This is a genomic window from Pseudomonas peli, assembly GCF_900099645.1.
In the GTDB taxonomy this organism is placed as follows: Bacteria; Pseudomonadota; Gammaproteobacteria; order Pseudomonadales; family Pseudomonadaceae; genus Aquipseudomonas; species Aquipseudomonas peli.
Genome location: NZ_FMTL01000007.1, coordinates 49,473 through 70,350, shown reverse-complemented (window position 1 = coordinate 70,350; position 20,878 = coordinate 49,473). Strand labels below are relative to the sequence as shown.

Annotated in this window: 22 protein-coding genes; 11 read left to right on the top strand and 11 right to left on the bottom strand. The window is 59.6% G+C overall.

The window, feature by feature from the left end; translation table 11 throughout:
- Window positions 1-406: 406 nt before the first annotated feature.
- A complete protein-coding gene (gene tyrS / locus BLO50_RS20320; RefSeq protein ID WP_090256109.1) occupies window positions 407-1,609 on the bottom strand; it encodes a tyrosine--tRNA ligase in 1,203 nt (400 codons plus the stop codon).
- Between the two features lie 213 nt (window positions 1,610-1,822).
- Between tyrS and BLO50_RS20315 the strand changes: the two genes are divergently transcribed.
- On the top strand, window positions 1,823-3,223 hold the full coding sequence (locus BLO50_RS20315) for a peptidoglycan DD-metalloendopeptidase family protein (protein WP_090256108.1): 1,401 nt from the start codon (window positions 1,823-1,825) through the stop codon (window positions 3,221-3,223).
- 3 nt (window positions 3,224-3,226) lie between these two features.
- A complete protein-coding gene (locus BLO50_RS20310; protein WP_090256107.1) occupies window positions 3,227-4,318 on the top strand; it encodes an anhydro-N-acetylmuramic acid kinase in 1,092 nt (363 codons plus the stop codon).
- Between the two features lie 78 nt (window positions 4,319-4,396).
- Here BLO50_RS20310 and erpA read toward each other — a convergent pair whose 3' ends face one another.
- The 4 genes from erpA to argC all read right to left on the bottom strand — a co-directional run bounded on the left by erpA (window position 4,397) and on the right by argC (window position 7,009).
- Window positions 4,397-4,747 (bottom strand): iron-sulfur cluster insertion protein ErpA, encoded by a 351-nt coding sequence (gene erpA / locus BLO50_RS20305; RefSeq protein WP_090256106.1) that lies wholly within the window; start codon window positions 4,745-4,747, stop codon window positions 4,397-4,399.
- 76 nt (window positions 4,748-4,823) lie between these two features.
- The gene (locus BLO50_RS20300) at window positions 4,824-5,234 is read right to left on the bottom strand and encodes a bactofilin family protein (RefSeq protein WP_090256105.1); all 411 of its coding nucleotides are present in this window, start codon (window positions 5,232-5,234) and stop codon (window positions 4,824-4,826) included.
- Window positions 5,235-5,243: 9 nt separating this feature from the next.
- Window positions 5,244-5,975: a DUF6776 family protein gene (locus BLO50_RS20295; RefSeq protein WP_167354485.1), complete on the bottom strand. Its 732-nt coding sequence runs from the start codon at window positions 5,973-5,975 to the stop codon at window positions 5,244-5,246.
- The gene (gene argC, locus BLO50_RS20290; RefSeq protein WP_090256104.1) at window positions 5,975-7,009 is read right to left on the bottom strand and encodes an N-acetyl-gamma-glutamyl-phosphate reductase; all 1,035 of its coding nucleotides are present in this window, start codon (window positions 7,007-7,009) and stop codon (window positions 5,975-5,977) included. The genes BLO50_RS20295 and argC overlap by 1 nt, the downstream gene beginning before the upstream one ends.
- Window positions 7,010-7,155: 146 nt before the next feature.
- Here argC and hemJ point away from each other — a divergent pair, with 146 nt between their 5' ends.
- The 5 genes from hemJ to BLO50_RS20265 all read left to right on the top strand — a co-directional run bounded on the left by hemJ (window position 7,156) and on the right by BLO50_RS20265 (window position 11,868).
- On the top strand, window positions 7,156-7,584 hold the full coding sequence (gene hemJ / locus BLO50_RS20285) for a protoporphyrinogen oxidase HemJ (protein ID WP_090256103.1): 429 nt from the start codon (window positions 7,156-7,158) through the stop codon (window positions 7,582-7,584).
- Between the two features lie 21 nt (window positions 7,585-7,605).
- The gene (locus BLO50_RS20280) at window positions 7,606-8,568 is read left to right on the top strand and encodes an NAD(P)H-dependent flavin oxidoreductase (RefSeq protein ID WP_090256102.1); all 963 of its coding nucleotides are present in this window, start codon (window positions 7,606-7,608) and stop codon (window positions 8,566-8,568) included.
- The gene (locus BLO50_RS20275; protein ID WP_090256101.1) at window positions 8,565-9,827 is read left to right on the top strand and encodes an alanine racemase; all 1,263 of its coding nucleotides are present in this window, start codon (window positions 8,565-8,567) and stop codon (window positions 9,825-9,827) included. Before BLO50_RS20280 ends, BLO50_RS20275 begins: the two co-directional genes overlap by 4 nt.
- A gap of 107 nt (window positions 9,828-9,934) precedes the next feature.
- A complete protein-coding gene (locus tag BLO50_RS20270) occupies window positions 9,935-10,879 on the top strand; it encodes a DUF805 domain-containing protein (protein WP_090256100.1) in 945 nt (314 codons plus the stop codon).
- Window positions 10,880-11,076: 197 nt separating this feature from the next.
- Complete coding sequence (locus BLO50_RS20265) at window positions 11,077-11,868, top strand: SDR family NAD(P)-dependent oxidoreductase (protein WP_090256099.1); 792 nt, start codon at window positions 11,077-11,079, stop codon at window positions 11,866-11,868.
- A gap of 156 nt (window positions 11,869-12,024) precedes the next feature.
- Here BLO50_RS20265 and BLO50_RS20260 read toward each other — a convergent pair whose 3' ends face one another.
- Entirely contained in the window at window positions 12,025-13,506 is a 1,482-nt protein-coding gene (locus tag BLO50_RS20260; protein ID WP_090256098.1) for an AAA family ATPase, read from the bottom strand.
- Between the two features lie 57 nt (window positions 13,507-13,563).
- Here BLO50_RS20260 and BLO50_RS20255 point away from each other — a divergent pair, with 57 nt between their 5' ends.
- The 3 genes from BLO50_RS20255 to coq7 all read left to right on the top strand — a co-directional run bounded on the left by BLO50_RS20255 (window position 13,564) and on the right by coq7 (window position 15,461).
- Window positions 13,564-13,902 (top strand): histidine triad nucleotide-binding protein, encoded by a 339-nt coding sequence (locus BLO50_RS20255; protein ID WP_090256097.1) that lies wholly within the window; start codon window positions 13,564-13,566, stop codon window positions 13,900-13,902.
- Complete coding sequence (locus BLO50_RS20250) at window positions 13,887-14,717, top strand: formylglycine-generating enzyme family protein (protein WP_090256096.1); 831 nt, start codon at window positions 13,887-13,889, stop codon at window positions 14,715-14,717. The genes BLO50_RS20255 and BLO50_RS20250 overlap by 16 nt, the downstream gene beginning before the upstream one ends.
- A 96-nt stretch (window positions 14,718-14,813) precedes the next feature.
- The gene (gene coq7, locus BLO50_RS20245) at window positions 14,814-15,461 is read left to right on the top strand and encodes a 2-polyprenyl-3-methyl-6-methoxy-1,4-benzoquinone monooxygenase (protein WP_090256095.1); all 648 of its coding nucleotides are present in this window, start codon (window positions 14,814-14,816) and stop codon (window positions 15,459-15,461) included.
- 68 nt (window positions 15,462-15,529) lie between these two features.
- On the opposite strand, the gene BLO50_RS20240 is transcribed toward coq7, so the two are convergent.
- Window positions 15,530-15,955 carry an OsmC family protein gene (locus BLO50_RS20240; protein WP_090256094.1) on the bottom strand — a complete coding sequence of 142 codons (426 nt, stop codon included), beginning with the start codon at window positions 15,953-15,955 and terminating at the stop codon, window positions 15,530-15,532.
- A gap of 230 nt (window positions 15,956-16,185) precedes the next feature.
- Here BLO50_RS20240 and crp point away from each other — a divergent pair, with 230 nt between their 5' ends.
- Window positions 16,186-16,830, top strand: a complete 645-nt coding sequence (crp, locus tag BLO50_RS20235; RefSeq protein ID WP_090256093.1) for a cAMP-activated global transcriptional regulator CRP — start codon at window positions 16,186-16,188, stop codon at window positions 16,828-16,830.
- A gap of 63 nt (window positions 16,831-16,893) precedes the next feature.
- Here crp and trpC read toward each other — a convergent pair whose 3' ends face one another.
- Genes trpC through trpE form a run of 4 tightly spaced genes read right to left on the bottom strand, consistent with a single transcriptional unit; the run spans window position 16,894 to window position 20,874 of the window.
- Window positions 16,894-17,730: an indole-3-glycerol phosphate synthase TrpC gene (gene trpC / locus BLO50_RS20230; RefSeq protein ID WP_090256092.1), complete on the bottom strand. Its 837-nt coding sequence runs from the start codon at window positions 17,728-17,730 to the stop codon at window positions 16,894-16,896.
- Window positions 17,727-18,776, bottom strand: coding sequence for an anthranilate phosphoribosyltransferase (gene trpD / locus BLO50_RS20225; RefSeq protein WP_090256091.1), 1,050 nt, complete (start codon window positions 18,774-18,776; stop codon window positions 17,727-17,729). The genes trpC and trpD overlap by 4 nt, the downstream gene beginning before the upstream one ends.
- A complete protein-coding gene (locus BLO50_RS20220) occupies window positions 18,776-19,369 on the bottom strand; it encodes an aminodeoxychorismate/anthranilate synthase component II (protein WP_090256090.1) in 594 nt (197 codons plus the stop codon). Before BLO50_RS20220 ends, trpD begins: the two co-directional genes overlap by 1 nt.
- Before the next feature lie 11 nt (window positions 19,370-19,380).
- Window positions 19,381-20,874: an anthranilate synthase component I gene (gene trpE, locus BLO50_RS20215; protein WP_090256089.1), complete on the bottom strand. Its 1,494-nt coding sequence runs from the start codon at window positions 20,872-20,874 to the stop codon at window positions 19,381-19,383.
- Window positions 20,875-20,878 lie beyond the last annotated feature (4 nt).

Sequence of the window (20,878 nt, the reverse complement as noted above, 5' to 3'; positions counted from 1 at the left end):
TCGATCAACATCTAGCTTCTCGTCAGCGGGAGGCGAATTCTACAGCGTTTCAAACCGCTGTCAACCGCCTCTTTTACCGCCTTCGATCATCTCGACCGAACCCCTTCAGACTCAAACACTACCTCCTGAAGAGGAGGCGAATTCTACGCAGCTTTCGCTGCTTTGCAAGCCCTTTTTAAATCTAACTTCTTGTTTTATAAGAAGTTTAAGGAGCTGCTTACGTCTTAAGAGGTGCGCATTATAGGGGCTGACAAACGAAGGTCAATCGTTTATTGCGCTTTTGTTTCAATACCCATGAAATCAAAGACTGCAGCCAGACAAACCACTAGCGCGCCGCCTGCAGAAACGACAAAGCCGTTGAAGCTGACGCTTCAACGGCTTTGTCGCACCCACTACACCTAGCGCCTTATGACTCTAGCTTAAGCGTAATGCGCGCAAACGCCTTCTTACCGGCCTGACAGATATGCACCGCTCCCACCTTATATATAAAGGAGCGATCCACCACCTCACCATCCACCCGCACACCGCCGGAACCCAAAAGGTCGCGCGCCATAGCAGCGTTCTTCACCAAACCCGCTTTATTAAGGAGCGCAGCAATCGGCATGTCCTCAACAGATAACACCTCGATCTCTGGCAGATCGTCAGGCAGCTCGCCCTCTTTCATGCGATTGCCCGCCGAGCGATGAGCACTGAGCGCCGCCTCTTCGCCATGGAAGCGAGCAACGATCTCTTCGGCCAGTTTGATTTTGATGTCACGTGGGTTGGCGCCCAGCTCGACATCACGCTTGAACTGTTCAATCTCTTCCATGGAGCGAAAGCTAAGCAGCTCGAAATAGCGCCACATCAATGCATCCGGCATGGAGACCAGCTTGTTGTACATGACGCCAGGCGCTTCTTGGATCCCTATATAGTTGCCCAATGACTTGGACATCTTCTTCACGCCATCCAACCCTTCAAGCAACGGCATGGTGACAATGCACTGCGACGCCTGACCATAGGAACGCTGCAACTCGCGCCCCATCAGCAGGTTGAACTTCTGATCCGTACCACCCAGCTCAACATCCGCCTGCAGCGCAACCGAGTCATACCCCTGTACCAGCGGATAGAGGAACTCGTGGATAGCTATCGGCTGATTGGTCGAGTAGCGCTTACTGAAGTCATCGCGTTCAAGCATGCGCGCCACGGTGTACTGCGAGGTGAGGCGAATGAAATCCGCTGGCCCCATTTTGTCCATCCACGTGGAGTTGAAGGCAACCTCGGTTTTTGCGGGATCAAGAATCTTGAATACTTGGGTTTTATAGGTCTCCGCGTTCTCGAGCACCTGATCACGGGTCAACGGCGGACGAGTGGCACTTTTACCGCTGGGATCACCAATCATTCCCGTGAAGTCACCAATCAGGAAGATCACCTGATGGCCTAATTCCTGGAACTGCCGCAGCTTATTAATGAGCACGGTGTGCCCGAGATGCAGATCCGGCGCCGTCGGATCAAAACCGGCCTTAATACGCAGCGGCTGACCACGCTTGAGCTTTTCAATCAGCTCAGCTTCAACCAGAACCTCTTCCGCGCCACGCTTGATCAGCGCCAACTGCTCTTCAACCGACTTCATGACAGGACTCACGACCACTCAAAACAAAAGGGAACCAACCATACAAGATCGCAGACAAATCACAAGTTCTGCCGGCCACCCCACCTACGCTAAGACCGCGTAGCGACAACCGGGGTTGCCTAGCTAGCGATTTGGTTATATTTTATACAGTTACTGCATATTCATCATTTCGTTTATCTATTTCTTTTCATTTTTAAAGTCAAAAAGCCGCCTATGACCTCTCCAACTAAAGCGCCGCCCCTGTATCCAAAAAGCCATATTCTGGCGGCCAGTGGCGTCGCCGCCCTACTGAGCCTAGCCCTACTGGTATTCCCCTCTCGCGAAGTTGAAGCAAAGAAAACCTACCTGAACCTTGAGCTGGACAGCGGCGCTGAATATGCGGAGCTGCAAGACGATGCAGAATCCGCCAACACCCAGGCCCGGCAGTCACCATTCGCCAATACAGCAGCCACCGAGACACCAGAAGAACAGCCAACCGCACAGGCTGTAGAACCCGAACAAACTGACCCGCTACACCATATTGTTCGCGTGGAGAACGGTGACACGCTGTCTACCGTGTTCGCCAAAGTAGGCCTGAGTGCGACCACGCTGCACGCCGTGCTCAACAGCAGTAAAGAAGCCAAGCAGCTGACACGCCTCAAAGTAGGTCAGGCACTTGAGTTCAAACTGAGTGAGGACGGCCAACTCGAAAGCCTGCACAGCAAACTTAGCGACCTCGAAAGCATCGCCCTGGCCAAAAATGACAAAGGCTTCAGCTTCAAGCGTGAGCTGGTCAAACCCGAAGTCCAGACTACCTACAGCCACGGCGTGATCAACAGCTCGCTGTTTCTCTCAGCCAAGCGGGCCGGTCTGTCGCATAGCCTGACCATGGATCTGGCAAACGTATTTGGCTACGACATCGACTTTGCCATGGATATTCGCGAAGGTGACGAGTTCGAGCTGATCTACGAGAAGAAAGTAGTCAACGGCAAGCAGGTTGGGACCGGCAACATCCTCTCCGCACGCTTCACCAACCGCGGCAAGACCTACACAGCCGTGCGTTACACCAACAAACAGGGCAATAGCAGCTATTACAACGCCAATGGCGAGAGCATGCGCAAAGCCTTTATCCGCACCCCGGTGGATTTCGCCCGTATTAGCTCACGCTTTTCCACAGGTCGCCGCCACCCAGTGCTGAACAAGATTCGCGCGCACAAGGGTGTGGATTACGCAGCCCCTCGCGGAACCCCTATCAAAGCTGCCGGTGATGGTCGCATCACCCTGGCAGGCCGCCATGGCGGCTACGGCAACGCTGTCATTATCCAGCACGGTCAACGCTACCGTACCTTGTATGCGCACATGAACGGCTTTGCCAAAGGCATCCGCAGCGGTACTAACGTCAAGCAAGGGCAGATCATCGGCTATATCGGCACCACCGGCCTATCCACCGGACCGCATCTGCACTATGAGTTCCAGGTGAATGGCGTTCACGTTGACCCATTGAGCCAGAAGCTGCCAATGGCCGACCCGATTGCCAGCAGTGAGAAAGCCCGCTTCATGCAGCTGAGCAAACCGCTGATGGCGCAAATGGACAAAGAGAAGTCCACGATGCTTGCCCTCAACAATCAGCGCTAAACCATGCCCCTCTATCTCGGCGTGATGTCCGGTACCAGCCTGGACGGTTTGGACATTGCACTGATTGAACAGACGCACAGCACTCGCTTACTCGGCACCCGCTACCTGCCGATGCCTGAAGAACTGCGCAGCAGCTTACTTAGCCTGTGTGCGCCCGGACCAGATGAGTTAGCCCGCGCCGCGATTGCCGAACAGCATTGGGCCACCCTGGCAGCACAGGGCATCAATGACTTACTTGCGCAGCACGACACGCCCACACACAGCGTTCGCGCCATCGGTAGCCACGGCCAGACCGTGCGCCATGAACCTGCCCGCGGCTTCACAGTCCAGATCGGCAACCCCGCCTTACTCGCGGAGCTGACTGGCATCAGTGTGGTCAGTGACTTTCGCCGCCGCGATGTCGCTGCGGGCGGCCAGGGCGCGCCGCTGGTTCCGGCGTTTCACCAGGCATTGTTCGCCAGCGAGAACAGCACTCGCGCCATCCTGAACATTGGCGGTTTCAGCAACCTCAGCCTGCTTGAAGCCGAGCGCCCGGTGCATGGTTTCGATTGTGGCCCGGGCAATGTGCTGCTGGACGCCTGGATTCAACGTCACCAAGGCCTGACGTACGACCAAGACGGCCAGTGGGCGGCAAGCGGTCAGGTGCAGATGGCACTTCTGCACGCCCTACTCAGCGATCCCTATTTCCAGACTCAAGGCCCTAAAAGCACGGGGCGCGAGCTGTTCAACCTGGCCTGGCTGGATCAGCACCTGCAGAACCTGCCGACGTTTGCTAAGGCTGACGTGCAGGCAACCCTTCTGGAACTGACCGCAATCAGCATTACCGAAGCGCTCAAGGCTGCTCAGCAGCACACCGAGATGCTGCTGGTGTGTGGTGGTGGTGCGCATAACCGCACACTGATGCGCCGCCTGGCGCAGCTGCTGCCTAATAGCAAGGTGAGTAGTACCGATGCGCATGGCGTGCCCGCAGACTGGGTCGAAGCCATGGCCTTTGCCTGGCTGGCGCACTGCTGCCTGGAAGGCATTCCCGCCAACCGGCCAAGCGTCACCGGCGCTCGCGGCCTGCGGGTGCTTGGCGCGATCTACCCCGCCTAATCACTTTTTCAAATCCACTGCGCGCAGAAACGACAACGCCGTACATAAGGCACGGCGTTAGCTTGAACAGCCTGCTACTCAGATCGAGAACGAAGAGCCGCAACCGCAGGTAGTGGTGGCGTTCGGGTTGTTGATGACAAATCGCGAACCTTCCAGACCTTCCTGATAATCCACCTCGGCACCTGCCAGGTACTGGAAGCTCATCGGATCGACCACCAGACTCACGCCTTCGCGCTCGATGATGGTGTCATCCTCGGCCACTTCTTCATCGAAGGTGAAGCCGTACTGGAAGCCGGAACAACCGCCTCCCGTTACAAACACGCGCAATTTCAGACGCGGGTTGCCTTCCTCATCGACCAGGCTCTTCACCTTGTTCGCTGCGCCCTGCGTAAATTGCATAGCGCTGGGGGTGAAGGTTTCGACGCTCATGCTGATTAACTCCCGGCGCTACGCGCCATACTGCATTCTGATCGGCATTATCCGCTTACCCGAGAAAAGCGGTCAACTATTGTGCAGCATCCAGCGTTTCTGGTAATTCCAACGGCCGCGCTTCGTCCTGCAAGCGGCAGAGGCGGCCTTCGATCTGCGCCCCCATGGCCATTTCCATCAACGCGTAATACAGATTGCCGCGCACTCGCGCTCGCGCACCCAACTCAAGGTGACCACTGGCGTGCACATCGCCAATCACCTCACCGTCAATCACGATATGGGGGGCGCGAAGCTCACCTTCAACCCGTCCCTGCACACTGACGCGCACCATGCCTTCGCTTGCCACCAGGTTACCGATGACTTTGCCATCGACCTGCACCGCGCCTTGAAAGCGCAAATCGCCATGCAGCTCGGCACCTACCGCAATCAGGCTGGTCTTGCCCGCGAAACGCTGCACGTCGGTACGCGCCTTGTCTTTATTCCACATAAGGAACAGTTACTCCTCTTTGTTCCACTTGAATGTGCGCAGCAGAGGCTTCTCGCCCTGCACCTCGGCACGCACCTTGATCTCGCGCGGGACAAACCCTTCTGGCAACTTTAGCTCGGCAAACCGCCCAGCTTCAGGAATAGCCTGAAAGTGCTTGAACACGAAGGTAATCGGCTGCTTAGGCAACGCATCAGGCAGGTCCGCAGACAGCGCAGCAAGTTCGAGCGTAACGTCCTGCTCGCCTTGCTTGCCGACGATCGACACATGCAACTGCCCTTCCAGCGGCGCCTCACCTTTGCCCACGCGACTGAGGAGTATCTTGTAGCGGAAAAGCTCAGGGCTGTCCGTGGCCTGCAGCTCAAAGGCCCGGATGCGCAAACCTTCACGACGACTGGCGGGGGCCAATACACCTTTGTAGAAGGCCAGATCCTGCTGCTGTTTATAGATCTGCTCTTCCAGCAGCTTGATACTCAGCCGGCTCTGCTCGTTGGCCTGCTGGCTGAGTTTTTCTGCACTGCTCAATACCGCCACACGCTGCCGCAGCTCTTCGAGGTCACGCAGCAGTTGCTCATCGCGCTCTGATTCGACTGGCTGCCCCACTGTCACGGCAGGTTGCGTGTAATGCTGCCACCAGCTGCCCGCATAAAACGCCAGCGGAATACACAGCACCAGCAGCAGGACGAATACACGCCGGCGCCTGGCGCGCCCGGGATCGCTGAGGCGAACCTCCCAGCCCGCCATCAGGGCAGCATGGCCGCGTGAGATAAGCCCAGGCGCTCATCGAGGCCAAAGAGGATGTTCATGTTCTGCACTGCCTGGCCCGAAGCACCTTTGACCAAGTTGTCGATCACCGAGAGCACCACCACAAGGTCGCCATCCTGTGGACGGTGCACGGCGATCCGACAGACGTTGGCACCGCGCACGCTGCGGGTTTCCGGGTGGCTACCAGCGGGCATCACATCAACGAAAGGCTCGTTGGCATAACGCTGCTCGAACAACGCCTGCAGATCCACCGAGCGGTCGACCACAGTGGCGTAAAGCGTGGCGTGAATACCGCGGATCATCGGCGTCAGGTGCGGCACAAAGGTCAGGCCGACATCCTTACCGGCAGCCCGGCGCAGACCCTGACGGATCTCCGGCAGATGCCGATGACCTTTCACCCCATAAGCCTTCATGCTCTCACCGGCCTCGCTGAACAGCGAACCCACGCTGGCACCGCGCCCGGCACCGCTAACCCCGGATTTGCAGTCAGCAATCACCTGCGTGGTATCAGCCAGCCCGGCCTCAAGCAGCGGAATCAGCGCCAGCTGTGCGGCAGTGGGGTAGCAACCCGGCACGGCGATCAGGCGCGCCTGCTTGATCGCGTCACGGTTAACTTCCGGCAAGCCATAAACTGCTTCCGGCAGCAGATCCGGCGCGCCGTGGGGCTGACCGTACCACTTGGCCCACTCATCGGCGTCCTGCAGGCGGAAGTCGGCGGACAGGTCGATCACCTTGGTTCCAGCGGCCAGCAGCTCACCGGCCAGGGCATGCGCAACACCATGCGGGGTGGCGAAGAACACCACATCGCAGGCGCCCAGGGTAGCAACGTCCGGCACGCTGAACGCCAGGTTGTCGTAATGACCGCGCAGGTTCGGGTACATCTCATCGACACGCATGCCGGCCTCGGAACGCGAGGTAATAACCTCGACCTGCGCTTGCGGGTGTTGCGCCAACAAACGCAACAGCTCGACACCGGTATACCCCGTGCCGCCGACGATTCCGACCTTGATCATCACTTGCCCCTTTGCAATACCAGCAGTGGAAAGCTGCCGATGATACGGCCGCTTCGGCCAGGGGCCAACACTTGAGCGCCGCATGTGATGACGGAGGCGGTCATGCCCACTACTATCGGGGCACTTTCCTGTAACGAGTGCGCACGATGCTCTATCTATGGCTCAAGGCTTTTCACATCATCGCCATGGTCTGCTGGTTCGCCGGCCTGTTTTACCTGCCGCGCCTGTTCGTCTACCACGCCATGAGCACCGACGAAGTCAGCCGCGAACGCTTCTGCATCATGGAGCGCAAGCTCTACCGCGGGATCATGTGGCCATCACTGATTCTTACCGTCGGCCTAGGTCTGTGGCTGCTCAGCCTTAACCCGAGCTACTACTTCAGCCAAGGCTGGATGCACGCCAAACTGAGCCTGGTGGCGCTGCTGGTGGTCTACCAGTTTATGTGCGGCGCCCAGCTCAAGGCCTTTGCCCGTGGCGAGAACCAACGTGGCCATGTGTTCTACCGCTGGTTCAATGAAGCGCCCGTGCTGGCCTTACTCGGCATTGTCATTCTGGTCGTGGTTCGCCCTTTCTAAATACTCCAAGAGGATTACCGCATGTCGCTTCCGGCCCTGCTCGAACAACGCCTGCGCCTACCCGTCGTCGCGGCGCCGATGTTTCTGGTGTCCAACCCGCAACTAGTCTTGGCCTGCTGCAACAGCGGCATCGTCGGCAGCTTTCCAGCCCTCAACCAGCGTGACAGCGCCGGCTTCAAGGCCTGGCTGGAGGATATTGAGGCGGGCCTCGACGCCAACGCCGCGCCCTATGCGGTCAACCTGATCGTGCATGGAACCAACCCGCGCCTGCAGGCGGACCTGGCCATCTGCGTTGAACAGCGCGTGCCCATTGTGATCACCAGCCTCGGCGCGGTGAAGGACGTGGTCGATGCGGTGCACAGCTATGGCGGTTTGGTGTTTCACGACGTGACCACCCGCCGGCATGCTGAGAAAGCCGCCGAAGCCGGCGTCGACGGCCTGATCGCGGTAGCCGCTGGCGCAGGCGGACATGCCGGCACCTGGAGCCCGTTTGCGCTGATCGCCGAGATCCGCCAGTTCTTCGACAAGACCCTGCTGCTGGCTGGTTGCCTCAATCAGGGCCATGAAGTGCTGGCCGCCCAGCTGCTCGGCGCCGACCTCGCTTACCTTGGAACCCGCCTGATTGCCTCCCAGGAAAACGCCGCTTCCGCTGCTTACAAGCAGATGATCCTCGACGCCAAAGCCGCCGACATCATCCACACCCCGGCGGTCTCCGGCGTCCCAGCGAGCTTTATGCGCCAGAGCCTGGAGCTGGCCGGCTACGACCTCAAGCAGCTGCAGAACAAAGGCGAGGTCAACTACGGCGAGAAGCTCAAGCCAATGGACGAAGAAGCCAAGGCCTGGAAAACCGTGTGGTCGGCCGGCCAGGGTGTTGGCACTATCAACGACCTGCCCAGCGTCGAACAGCTGATCGCCCGACTCGACAGCGAATACCGGGCCGCCCTCAAGCAAAGCCTGCAGTTGCAACAACGCTGGGCGCGATGAAGCGACGCAGCCTGATCGGCATTGGGGCGTTCGGGCTACTGGCCGGCTGGGCACTGCGCCCGGATGACCTCGGCCAGCCACACATACCTTACTTTGCGGCACTCAACCAACTGCTGCGACGTGCAGGGGCCGGGCTGCCTTTGCTGGTCGTTGACCTGGACCGGCTCGATCAGAATGCCGAGCTGCTGGCTAGCCAACTCGGTAAGCAACTCCCGCTGCGCTTGGTGGCCAAATCGCTGGCCTCCACCGGCTTGCTCGACTACCTGGCGAAGAAACTCGGCACGCAGCGTTTTATGGTGTTTCACCAGCCACAGATCAATCAGCTGGCAGTCAACTTCCCCCAGTCCGACCTGCTGCTCGGAAAACCCTTGCCCAGCGCTGCGGCCCTGAGCTTCTACCAACAACTGCCGCAGGGCAGCGGCTTTGTCCCGGCCGAGCAGCTGACCTGGCTGATCGACAGCCAAAACCGTCTGCAGGAATACGCAGCTCTGGCCAACGCCCTCAACCAACCGCTACAGATTGCCTTTGAAATCGACATCGGCCTGGCCCGCGGCGGTTTTGCGACTCCCGCAGAACTTGGCGCCGCACTCACCTGGCTGCGTAATACGCCCAACCGGCTACGCGTTCGCGGCTTGATGGGCTATGACGCGCACCTCGCCCATACGCCGTTCTGGACAGACCAAACCAGCGCCTTTACCCAGAGCGCCGCACGCTACCGCGCATTTATCACCAGCGCCGCCGCATTCAGCGAGCTATGGCCGCAACAACCGCTGCTCAATGGCGCTGGCAGCCTGACCTATGCCCTGCACACCCTGCTCGATACGCCGCTGAATGAAGTCGCGGTCGGCTCCGCACTGCTCAAACCCAGTGATTTCGACAGCGACCTGCTGGCCGCCCAACAAGCCGCCCTGTGGATTGCCAGCCCGGTGCTCAAAGCGTTACCCGGGCAGCTACCGTTTCTCGACGGCTCACAGCAACTTCTGCAGCGCTGGAATCCCAATCGCCAGCAGGCTTACTACCTGTATGGCGGGCAATGGCCAGCAGCGCCGGTGTCCCCCGCCGGGCTAAGTTATGACTCCCTATACGGCCGCAGTTCTAACCAAGAACGCCTGATCGGCTCAGCCGGCACAGGCTTACAGGTCGACGACTGGGTGTTTCTCCGCCCACAGCGCTCGGAGGGCCTGTTCGAGTTATTCAACCAACTCGTTCTTCTGCGCAACGGCCGCTTGGTAGGCAGCTGGTCCGCCAGCAGAGCGTGAACCGCCTCTAGACCCAGGCACATTTGCGCGCAGGCGGCTTGTTTACTGGCCTGCAGGGCGGCTAGTCTGTAGCGCAACTCTACCCTGGCACCGACAAGGACGCCGACATGACCCAAGCCCGCTTCAAGATTGTGTTTAACGGCGAGTTGATGCCTGACGTCAGTCTGGAAACAGCCAAAGAAAACCTCGCACGCCTGTTCAAGAGCGACCTGACCCGGATCAACTCGCTGTTTAGCGGCGGCAATGTCGATATCAAGCGCGACCTCAGCGAAAACGAGGCCGACCAGTACCTCAAGGCACTGCAAAGCGCCGGGGCCAAAGTGCGCAAGGAACAGGACCTGGCCGCCAGCCTGAGCCTGGTGGAAACCGATGATCATCGTACGGAAAGCAGCGAAGCCGAAAGCAACGTACTGATGACCTGCCCAAAGTGCGGTCACCAGCAAAGCAAAGCCATCGAATGCTCGGCCTGCGGCATCGTTATCGAGAAATTTATCGCCCGCCAGGCCATGCTCGCAGAAAACCCGCCTGAAGTGGTCAGCGCGGCAGCCACGCCCTACGCCACACCGAAAGCAGCAGTAGCAGAAGCCCTGCCGGAGTTCGGCGAGCTCAAGGCTTTTACCACCGACGGGCGCATCGGTCGTTTGCGCTACCTGGCCTGGTCGATGGTGCTGATGCTGGCCTGCTTGCCGTTGTTCGGCATCGCCGGTGGGTTCTTCGTCGCATCGGAGATTCTCGGCGGTCTGCTGATGGTGGTCGTGGGTATCGCCGTGGCGGTAGTCGGCATCATGATCGGCGTACAGCGCCTGCATGACATCGGCTGGTCGGGCTGGCTGCTGCTGGTCACCCTGGTGCCGATTGTCGGCGGGGTATTCTCCCTGCTGATGTTTATCATCCCCGGCAGCACCGCCGCTAACCGCTTTGGTCCGCCACCACCGCCGAATAGCCGCGCGGTGAAAATCCTCGCCCTGCTCTGGGTGGCCATCATCGTCATCGGTATTGTTGCGGCCATCGCCCTGCCTGCCTATATGGGTTATGCCGACGCCGGCCTGTAAGAACCTGTTCAAAGCCTGCTGCGCGTCGGTCCTGCTGTGTTAAAAACAGGCTCGGAATGCTCATGTACAAAAGTACACTCCGCTTCCTCGCCTGTTTTCGCCTTGCAGGACTCTAGCTCGCGAGCCTTTGTACAGGCTCTAAACTACGCAACCTTGCGCGGTACATGGGGTCGAAAGGCCCCATCACGGAGAACCCTATGACCCGTTACGCGCTTATTACCGGAGCCTCCAGCGGTATTGGCCTAGCCCTGGCCGAAGCCCTGGCTCGACGTGGCCGCAATCTGATTCTGGTGGCGCGCCAGCGCGACGCGCTGGAAAGCATTGCCTGCGAACTGACTCAACGCTTTTCCGTGGAAGTGCTGTTTCGCGTCTGCGACCTTAGCCAGCCACTGCAGGTCAGCGGTCTGCTGCATGAGCTGGAGCAAGGCGAACGCACCATCGACCTGCTGGTAAACAACGCCGGCATCGGCACCTCGGGTGCTTATGTGGCCCAGGACTGGGCCCGCGAGCAGCAACTGATCGAACTGAATATCCTGGCCCTCGCCCGCCTGTGCCACGCCATCGGCACTATCATGGCCGGCCAGGGCAGCGGACAGATTCTCAACGTCGCCTCGGTTGCCGGCTTTCAGCCGGGGCCGGGCATGAGCAACTACTACGCGAGCAAGGCCTACGTGCTGCACTTCTCCGAAGGCCTGCGCGAAGAGCTGAAAGAGTACGGCGTTAAAGTATCCGCACTCTGCCCTGGACCAACCCGCAGTGCGTTTTTCCGCACGGCACGCATGAACAGTGAAGCGCTACAGGGCAGCAAGCTGATGATGAGCGCCGAAGAAGTGGCGCTTATCACCGTCAAGGCGCTGGAGAAGAACCGCGCGATCATCATCCCGGGCTGGCGCAATCGCCTGATTGCGCTCAGCCCTAGATTAGGACCGCGCTGGCTGGTACGGCGAATCAGCGCGCGGCTTAATCGCCAATTCGGCAAGCCAATCTAAAACCTGTTTATGATCTGCTGCGCGTCGGCCCTGCTGCGTTAAAAACAGGCTCGGAATGCTCATTTACATCAGTAAACTCCGCTTCCTCGCCTGTTTTTGCCTTGCATGGCTCTAGCTCGCGAGATCGTAAACCGGTTTACGGGGCCTCACTGGTCATTAGCCCGCATTGACCGTGCGCCCATCCGCCCAGGCACGCAAAGCCGCAAGATCCTCGGCCATCACCACCGACAGCGGCGCGGTGCTTTGAATGCTCTGCAGCAGCAACGCCTGATTGACCGTTTGTTGCTGGGCTTGCGCGGCATACAGGGCACTGACCACCGCCTGCTCGATCTCCGCACCGGAAAAGCCATCACAAGCGGCGGCCAGCTGGCTCAGATCAAACCCCGCCACATCCAGCTCACGCCGCGCCAGGTGAATACGGAAGATGTCGGCCCGCACCTCCGCGTCCGGCAAATCGACAAAGAACAGCTCATCGAAACGGCCCTTGCGCACCAGCTCCGGTGGTAGCCGCGAGATGACGTTAGCGGTCGCCACCATAAACACCGGTGCCTTGCGCTCGGCCATCCAGGTCAAGAGGGTGCCGAGTACGCGCTGGCTGACGCCACCATCGTGATCACCACTGGCCAGGCCTTTCTCGATCTCGTCTATCCACAGCACACAGGGCGCCATCTGCTCGGCGAGCTTCAAGGCTTCACGCAGGTTGCGCTCGGTCTCGCCGAAGAATTTGTTGTACAGGCAGGCAAAGTCCAGACGCAGTAGAGGCAGGCCCCACAGGCCGGCAATAGCCTTGGCGGCCAGGCTCTTGCCGCCGCCCTGCACACCCACCAGCAGCACGCCTTTGGGCAGATCAACGCCTTTGCCTTCAAGAAAGATGCTTTGCCGATCGCCCAACCAGCGCTTGAGGTTGCTCAGCCCACCAACCTCGGCGAAACGCGCGGTGTCGTACTCGAAACTCAACACACCATCGAGATCAAGCAGCTTGAACTTGGTCTTGTTCAGTTCTGGCAGGTCTTCCTGAGTGATCGCGCCGTCATCACAGATCACATTGCGCGCCAGCGCACGGGCTTCGGCATGGCTGAGACCACGGAGGTTTTTCACCACTTGCTGCAAGGTGCGGTTATCGGTGCGCACCCGGGCATTGCGGTTGCGCGCACTCCAGCCGGTGGCTTCCTCGCGCACGATAGCCAGCAACTCCTCCTCGGAAGGCAGAGACAGGCTGAAGCGTGAGGCGTATCGCTGCACCTCAGGCGGCAACTTGCAGGCATGGGACACCAGCACCAGCGTCGGCTTGCTGGGCTCCTCACTCATGGCTATTTCCTTGAGCAGGCGCACCAGTTTGGGGTTGTCCTCTAGAAACGGATGCAGATCGCACAACACATACAGCGTCGGCTGCGTGTCAGCTTTGATCAGACGCAGCGCGGTTTCCGGCTCCAGGGTGGCGCTGTCGACCGGTTCCTGAATGGAATAGCCAACACGCTGCAAGCCTTCGGTCACCGACCACACCTGCAAACCAAGGCTGCGGCGCACGGCCAAGCTGGTCAGAGTTTCCAGCACCCGCGGCTCATCCCAGGATTCGATCAGCACCAGTTTGGTCTTGGAGTCCAGTACCAAGCCCAAATCATGAATATCGTTTTTCACCCACGCTCCTTGTCCACTAAACTCGGGCCTCTTTAAATACCGGCCGGGAGACTGTCCATGGACTGTCTGTTTTGCAAGATCGTCGCTGGTGAAATACCGGCGCGCAAGCTTTATGAAGATGACCAGGTGATTGCCTTTCACGATATCGGCCCACAGGCACCAGTGCACTTTCTAGTTATCCCGAAAAAACACATCAGCACCCTCAATGACCTGAGCGAGGCAGACAAGCCGCTGGCTGGGCATATCCTCTTTACCGCGCAGCGCCTGGCCAAGGAGCAAGGCTGCGAGGAAGGCTTTCGCGTGGTGATGAACTGTAATGACCTGGGCGGCCAGACGGTGCACCACATCCATATGCACGTGCTGGGTCAGCGGCAGATGGCATGGCCACCGGGTTGAGTCGTTCCTTACTCGGCGCACTGACCGTGCTCGCCCTGCTGGTCATCAACACCGCGCAGGCACATACGGTTGGCAGCGTATTCAGCGACGCCTTACCCAAGGGCAAGCAAGGGCCACAGTTGGTAGTGGTGCCTGCCGGACGCTATCTGCTCGGTGATCACAGTGGCCGCGGCAACCATAACGAACGCCCGCTGACGCCGATCGAAATTTCTCAGCCATTTGCCATCGGTCGTTATGAGGTGACGTTCAGCGACTGGCAGCAGTATGCCGAGGCCACCGCGACGCCAATGCCAGATAACGAAGGCTGGGGCCTGTCAGCGCAGCGGCCGGTAATCCATGTGTCCTGGCATCAGGCCGCGGCCTACAGCCAATGGCTCTCAAAGGTCACCGGCCAGCGCTACCGGTTGCCCACCGAAGCCGAATGGGAATATGCCGCCCGCGCCGGCAGCACCAGCTATTACTGGTGGGGCGAGCAGCTCGACAGCCCAGAAACTCGGCCGCGTGCGCATTGCCGTGGCTGCGCCACCTCGCGCCTAATCCAAAGCAAGACCGAACGTGTCGGCCAGTTCGCCGCCAATGCCTTCGGCCTGCATGACACCGCCGGCAATGTCTGGGAGTGGACCGCTTCACGCTTCGCCAGCCCGTTCGATGGCAGCGAGCAACGCAGCGCCGGTTTAATGGATCAGAGCCCCAGGGTGGTTCGTGGCGGCGCCTGGAACAGTGGCCCGACCTATCTGCGCAGCAGCCAACGCGACATGAAGCAGCCCCAGCACAAGGACTACGCTCTTGGTTTTCGCGTGTTGCGCGAACTCTAATGAGGCCGACGTGCGGCAAGGCTGCGACGAAACGTCAACAGACCTTCTCCCGCGCGTGGAGTAAACTGAACGCCGTCATCATCGCCGGAGGTCCTTATGGCCAGCGAACGTCACTTCTCACCCGTTGATCGCCTGCTGCTGCAAGCCGATGCCGCCCTGCGCACGTTGCTGCCTTTTAGCGGTCAACCGACGCGGCCATCGCCGGCCATCGTGCAACCGGAAAGCGAGCTGGATGAGCAGCAAGCACAACACATCGCGGGTTTGATGCGTATCAACCACACGGGCGAAGTCTGCGCTCAGGCGCTCTATCAGGGCCAGGCGCTGACTGCCAAACTGCCGCAGGTGCGCCAGGCCATGGAGCATGCGGCTGATGAAGAAATCGACCACCTGGCCTGGTGCGAACAGCGCATCCGTCAGCTGGGCAGCCAGCCGAGCATCCTCAATCCGCTGTTCTACGGTCTGTCCTTCGGCGTCGGCGCTGCGGCTGGCCTGATCAGCGACCGGGTCAGCCTGGGCTTTGTCGCCGCCACCGAAGATCAGGTGGTCAAGCACCTCGACGATCATCTGCAGCAGCTGCCTGAGGAAGACCAGAAATCCCGCGCGATACTCGAACAGATGCGCGCGGATGAAGAACAACATGCCTGCAACGCTCTTGAGGCCGGCGGCCTGCGCTTCCCGGCGCCGGTGAAGTTCGGCATGAGTCTGTTGGCCAAGGTGATGACCAGCACCACCTACCGCGTTTAAGGCTGAATCGGCGGCACAAAAAAGGGCACTGACGTGCCCTTTTGCATTAACGGCGTTATCGCAGCAGGCTACTCGCCCAACTCGATAATTTCGTAGTCATGGGTGATTTCAACCCCGCCGCGGCCCAGCATGATTGAAGCGGAGCAGTACTTCTCGGCGGACAGCTCAACCGCACGTTTCACCTGAGCCTCCTTCAAACCGCGGCCCTTGACCACGAAATGCAGGTGAATCTTGGTAAACACCTTGGGTTCTTCGGTGGAGCGTTCAGCTTCCAGAAAGGCTTCACAGCTCTCGACCGCCTGGCGGGATTTTTTCAGGATGCTGACCACATCGAAGTTGCTGCAGCCGCCCAGGCCGATCAACACCATTTCCATCGGGCGCACGCCCAGGTTGCGTCCACCGCTCTCCGGCGGGCCATCCATCACCACCGCATGGCCGCTGCCTGACTCTCCGATAAACAGGGCTTCACCGGCCCACTGAATACGCGCTTTCATTACCCAGGCTCCGCTGTTAAAAAGGGAGGCAGCTTAGCACAGCGCTTTTACTCGCCACCCAGCAGTCAGCGTGTAAAAAGTTCCGGGCTGAATGTTAGCCAGGTCGCAAAACAGGACCTCGCTACAGAGGGTTTGTTAAGCTGGCGCCTGATTACTGGCACACTTGTACGGATAACTATTATTAGAACTAGCCGCACAACGGCTCACCTTTATACATTCGGGATTCGGGCATGGTAGCTATTACCCTTACACCTAAAATAAAAAATCTCGACAAGCTTCTCGCACATTGCCACCGCCGTCGTTATACCGCCAAAAGCACCATTATCTACGCGGGCGATCGCTGCGAAACGCTGTTCTTCATCGTCAAAGGGTCGGTCACTATCCTGATCGAAGACGATGATGGTCGTGAAATGATCATTGCTTACCTCAACTCCGGCGACTTTTTCGGAGAAATGGGCCTGTTCGAGAAGGACGGAGCCGAGAAAGAACGCAGTGCCTGGGTGCGCGCCAAGACTGAGTGCGAGGTGGCGGAGCTGAGCTACGCCAAATTCCGCGAACTCACCCAACAAGACCCGGACATTCTCTACGCCCTGGGCAGCCAGATGGCTGAACGCCTGCGCAACACCACGCGCAAAGTGGGCGACCTGGCCTTTCTGGACGTCACCGGTCGCGTTGCGCGCACCCTGCTCGACCTGTGCAAGCAACCCGACGCCATGACTCACCCGGACGGCATGCAGATCAAAATCACCCGCCAGGAAATCGGCCGCATCGTCGGCTGCTCGCGTGAGATGGTCGGCCGCGTGCTCAAGGCTCTGGAAGAACAGGGCCTGGTCAACGTCAAAGGCAAGACCATGGTGGTGTTCGGCACGCGCTGAGTACCAAAGCTGCAGCCATAAAAAAGCCGACGCATGCGTCGGCTTTTTTATGGCTTGATGGTTTCAGTCCACGTCAGGAGCCGCGATCACTCGCTTGCGCTCCGGAAAAAACAGACGCTCTAGCTCAGCCCCCGGATTGTCGGCACGCATAAACGCCTCGCCGACCAGGAAAGCAAACACCTCACTGATTTCCATCAACTCGACATCGGCACGGTTGAGGATGCCGCTCTCGGTCACCACCAGGCGGTCACGGGGAATCCGGGGCAGCAGGTCGAGGGTGGTTTCCAGGCTCAACTCGAAGGTGTGCAGGTTGCGGTTGTTGATCCCCACCAGCGGCGTATCCAGGGTTTTCAGCGCCCGCTCCAGCTCATCGCCGTCGTGCACTTCCACCAGCACATCAAGATCGAAGGCTTTAGCCGTCGCGGCCAGCTCGGCCATCTGCGCGTCTTCCAGGGCCGAGACGATCAACAGCACACAGTCGGCACCCAAGGCGCGGGCTTCAACGATCTGGTACGGATCGATCATGAAATCCTTGCGAATCACCGGCAGTGAACACGCCCCACGGGCTTCCTGCAGGTAACGATCCGCGCCCTGAAAGAAATCGATATCGGTCAGCACTGACAGGCAGGTGGCGCCACCGGCCTGATAACTCTCGGCAATCTCGGCTGGCACGAACTGCTCGCGCAGCACGCCCTTGCTCGGCGAGGCTTTTTTGATTTCAGCGATTACCGCCGGCTGCTTGCGCTTGGCCTGGCTGATCAGCGCCTCGGCAAAGCCGCGCACCGGATCGGCAGCACGGGCTTGCTGCTCAAGCTCGGCCAGCGAAACAACGGCGCGGCGTGCGGCGACTTCTTCAGCCTTACGCGCGAGAATCTTCTCCAGAACGGTTGGAATACTCACCCGGCATTCTCCTCTTTGAATACAGCGGTAAAGGACACCAACTCCTGCAATTTTTCCCAGGCCAGGCCAGTGTGCAAGGCGTCATGAGCCAGCTGCACGCCTTGCTTGAGGCTGCTCGCCAGGTCCGCCGCATACAGCGCCGCACCGGCATTCAGGGCAATCATGTCGGCCGCTTTCTGCCCGGCTTCGGTCTTACGCTTCGTCAGGGCATCACGAATCAGTGCCAACGAGGCCTCAGGGCTTTCCACCGCCAGGCCGACCAAACTCTGGCTCTTCAGCCCGAGGTCTTCCGGCAGCACTTCGTATTCGCTGATCTGGCCGTCCTTCAGCTCAGCGACATGGGTCGCCGACGCCAGACTGAATTCATCCAAGCCATCGCGCGAATGCACCACCAGGATGTGCTGACTGCCGAGGCGCTTGAGTACTTCGGCCAGTGGCCGGCACAGCGCCTGACTGAACACGCCGACCACCTGATGCTTGACCCCGGCCGGATTGGTCAGTGGGCCAAGCATATTGAAGAGGGTACGCAGACCCAGCTCACGACGTGGCACGGCGGCATATTTCATCGCCGAGTGATGCACCTGGGCAAACATAAAGCCGACCCCGACGCTCTCGATACAGCGTGCCACCTGCACGGGCGTCAGACTCAGGTAGATCCCTGCAGTCTCCAGCAGATCAGCACTGCCGCTCTTGCCAGAAACGGCACGATTGCCGTGTTTGGCCACCTTGCCGCCTGCAGCCGCAACCACAAAGCTTGCCGCCGTGGAGACGTTGAAAATATTCGCGCCATCGCCACCGGTGCCGACCACATCCACCACATGATCGAGGGTCTGCAAGTGCACATGGCTGGCCAGCTCACGCATGACCGAAACGGCACCGACGATCTCGTCGATGGTCTCGCTTTTCATGCGCATGCCCATCAGAAAGGCGCCGATCTGCGCATCCGTGCACTGGCCCGTCATGATCTCGCGCATGACATCCTGCATTTCTTCGGTGCTCAGGTCGAGCTGGTTGACCACTCGATTGAGGGCTTCCTTGATGTTCATCAGCGCTGGCCTCCTTGTTGTTTGAGGAAGTTGGCAAACAGCTCGTGGCCCTGTTCGGTGAGAATCGACTCCGGGTGGAACTGCACGCCCTCAATATGCAGGGTCTTGTGGCGCAGCCCCATGATCTCATCCACCGAACCATCTTCATGCTGTGTCCAGGCGGTGATTTCCAGGCAGTCCGGCAAGGTTTCGCGCTTGACCACCAAGGAATGATAGCGGGTCACCGTCAACGGGTTGTTCAGGCCGGCAAAGACGCCCAGATCGCGGTGAAACACCGGGCTGGTCTTGCCATGCATCACCTGGCGCGCACGCACGACATCGCCGCCGAAAGCCTGGCCGATGCTCTGGTGGCCCAGGCACACACCGAGAATCGGCAATTTGCCGGCGAAATGCATAATTGCCTCAATGGACACCCCGGCTTCGGTCGGCGTGCACGGCCCCGGCGAGACCACGATGCGCTCAGGTTTAAGCGCCTCGATCTCGGCAATCGACAGTTCATCATTGCGGATCACATGCACGTCTGCGCCCAGCTCACCCAGGTACTGCACCACGTTGTAGGTAAAGGAGTCGTAGTTATCGATCATCAAAAGCATGGCGGGACTCCTCAGCGCGTGGACGGGTCAGTGACGGTTTGCTCGGCGAGCGCCACAGCACGGAACATGGCGCGACGCTTGTTCAGCGTCTCCTCCCACTCCAGCGCGGGCACCGAGTCGGCCACAATGCCGGCACCGGCCTGCACATGCAGCTCGCCGTCTTTGATCACCGCGGTACGAATGGCGATGGCGGTGTCCATATTGCCGTTCCACGCCAGGTAGCCCACGGCGCCGCCGTAGACACCGCGCTTGACCGGCTCCAGCTCATCGATGATTTCCATCGCGCGAATCTTCGGTGCGCCGGACAAGGTACCCGCCGGCAGAATGGCGCGCAGCGCGTCCATCGCCGTCAGGCCCTCTTTGAGGTGGCCGGTGACGTTGGAGACGATGTGCATGACGTTGGAATAACGCTCAATCACCATCTTCTCGGTCAGTTTGACGCTACCGGTGCTGGCTACCCGGCCGACATCGTTACGGCCCAGGTCGATCAGCATCAGGTGCTCGGCGACTTCCTTGGCATCGGACAGCAGGTCCTCTTCCAGGGCCAGGTCAGCCTCCTCGTTGGCACCACGCGGGCGGGTGCCGGCAATTGGGCGCACGGTGACCAAGCCATCTTCCAGGCGCACCAGCACCTCCGGCGAGCTGCCGACCACGTGAAAGTCGCCAAAGTTGAAGAAGTACATGTAGGGCGTCGGGTTGATGCAACGCAGCGCCCGGTACAGATCAATCGGCGCCGCCTTGAACGGGATCGACATGCGCTGCGAGATCACCACCTGCATGCAGTCGCCCGCGAGGATGTACTCCTTGATCGCCTTGACTGCATTTTCGTAGTCATCGCGCTTGAAGCTGGAGATAAAGTCCGGCTCGGCACCGGCCGGTGCCGCCAGGTCCACGCCCAGGCGCGGGGTAATCGGCTGACGCAGCTTGTGCAGGATTTCCTGCAAGCGCGCTTGGCCCTGCTCCAGCGCATCGGCATCGCTCGGATCAACCAGCACGATGGCGTGCATCTTGCCGGCCAGGTTGTCGAACACCACCACCGCATCGGACACCATCAGCAGGATATCCGGTGTACCCAAGGCATCGGGGTTAACGCCCTTGGCCAATTTGGGCTCGACGTAGCGCACGCTGTCATAGCCAAAGTAACCGACCAGACCACCGTTAAAGCGCGGCAAGCCGGCCAGCGTCGGTACCTTGTAGCGATCTTTGAACTGCTCGACAAAGGCCAGTGGGTCTTCGCAGTGATGACGCTCCACTTCGACACCGTCGACGCTGATGGTCACGTCATGCTCGTACGCACGCAACACGGTGCGTGCCGGCAGGCCAATGATGGAGTAACGCCCCCACTTCTCACCGCCCTGCACGGACTCCAGCAGGTAGGTATTGGCCTCATCAGCCAGCTTCAGATAAATGGACAGCGGGGTGTCGAAATCCACCAGGGTTTCGCAGGCAACAGGAATGCGGTTATAGCCGGCAGCGGCTAAACGCAGGAATTCTTCGCGGGTCATGATC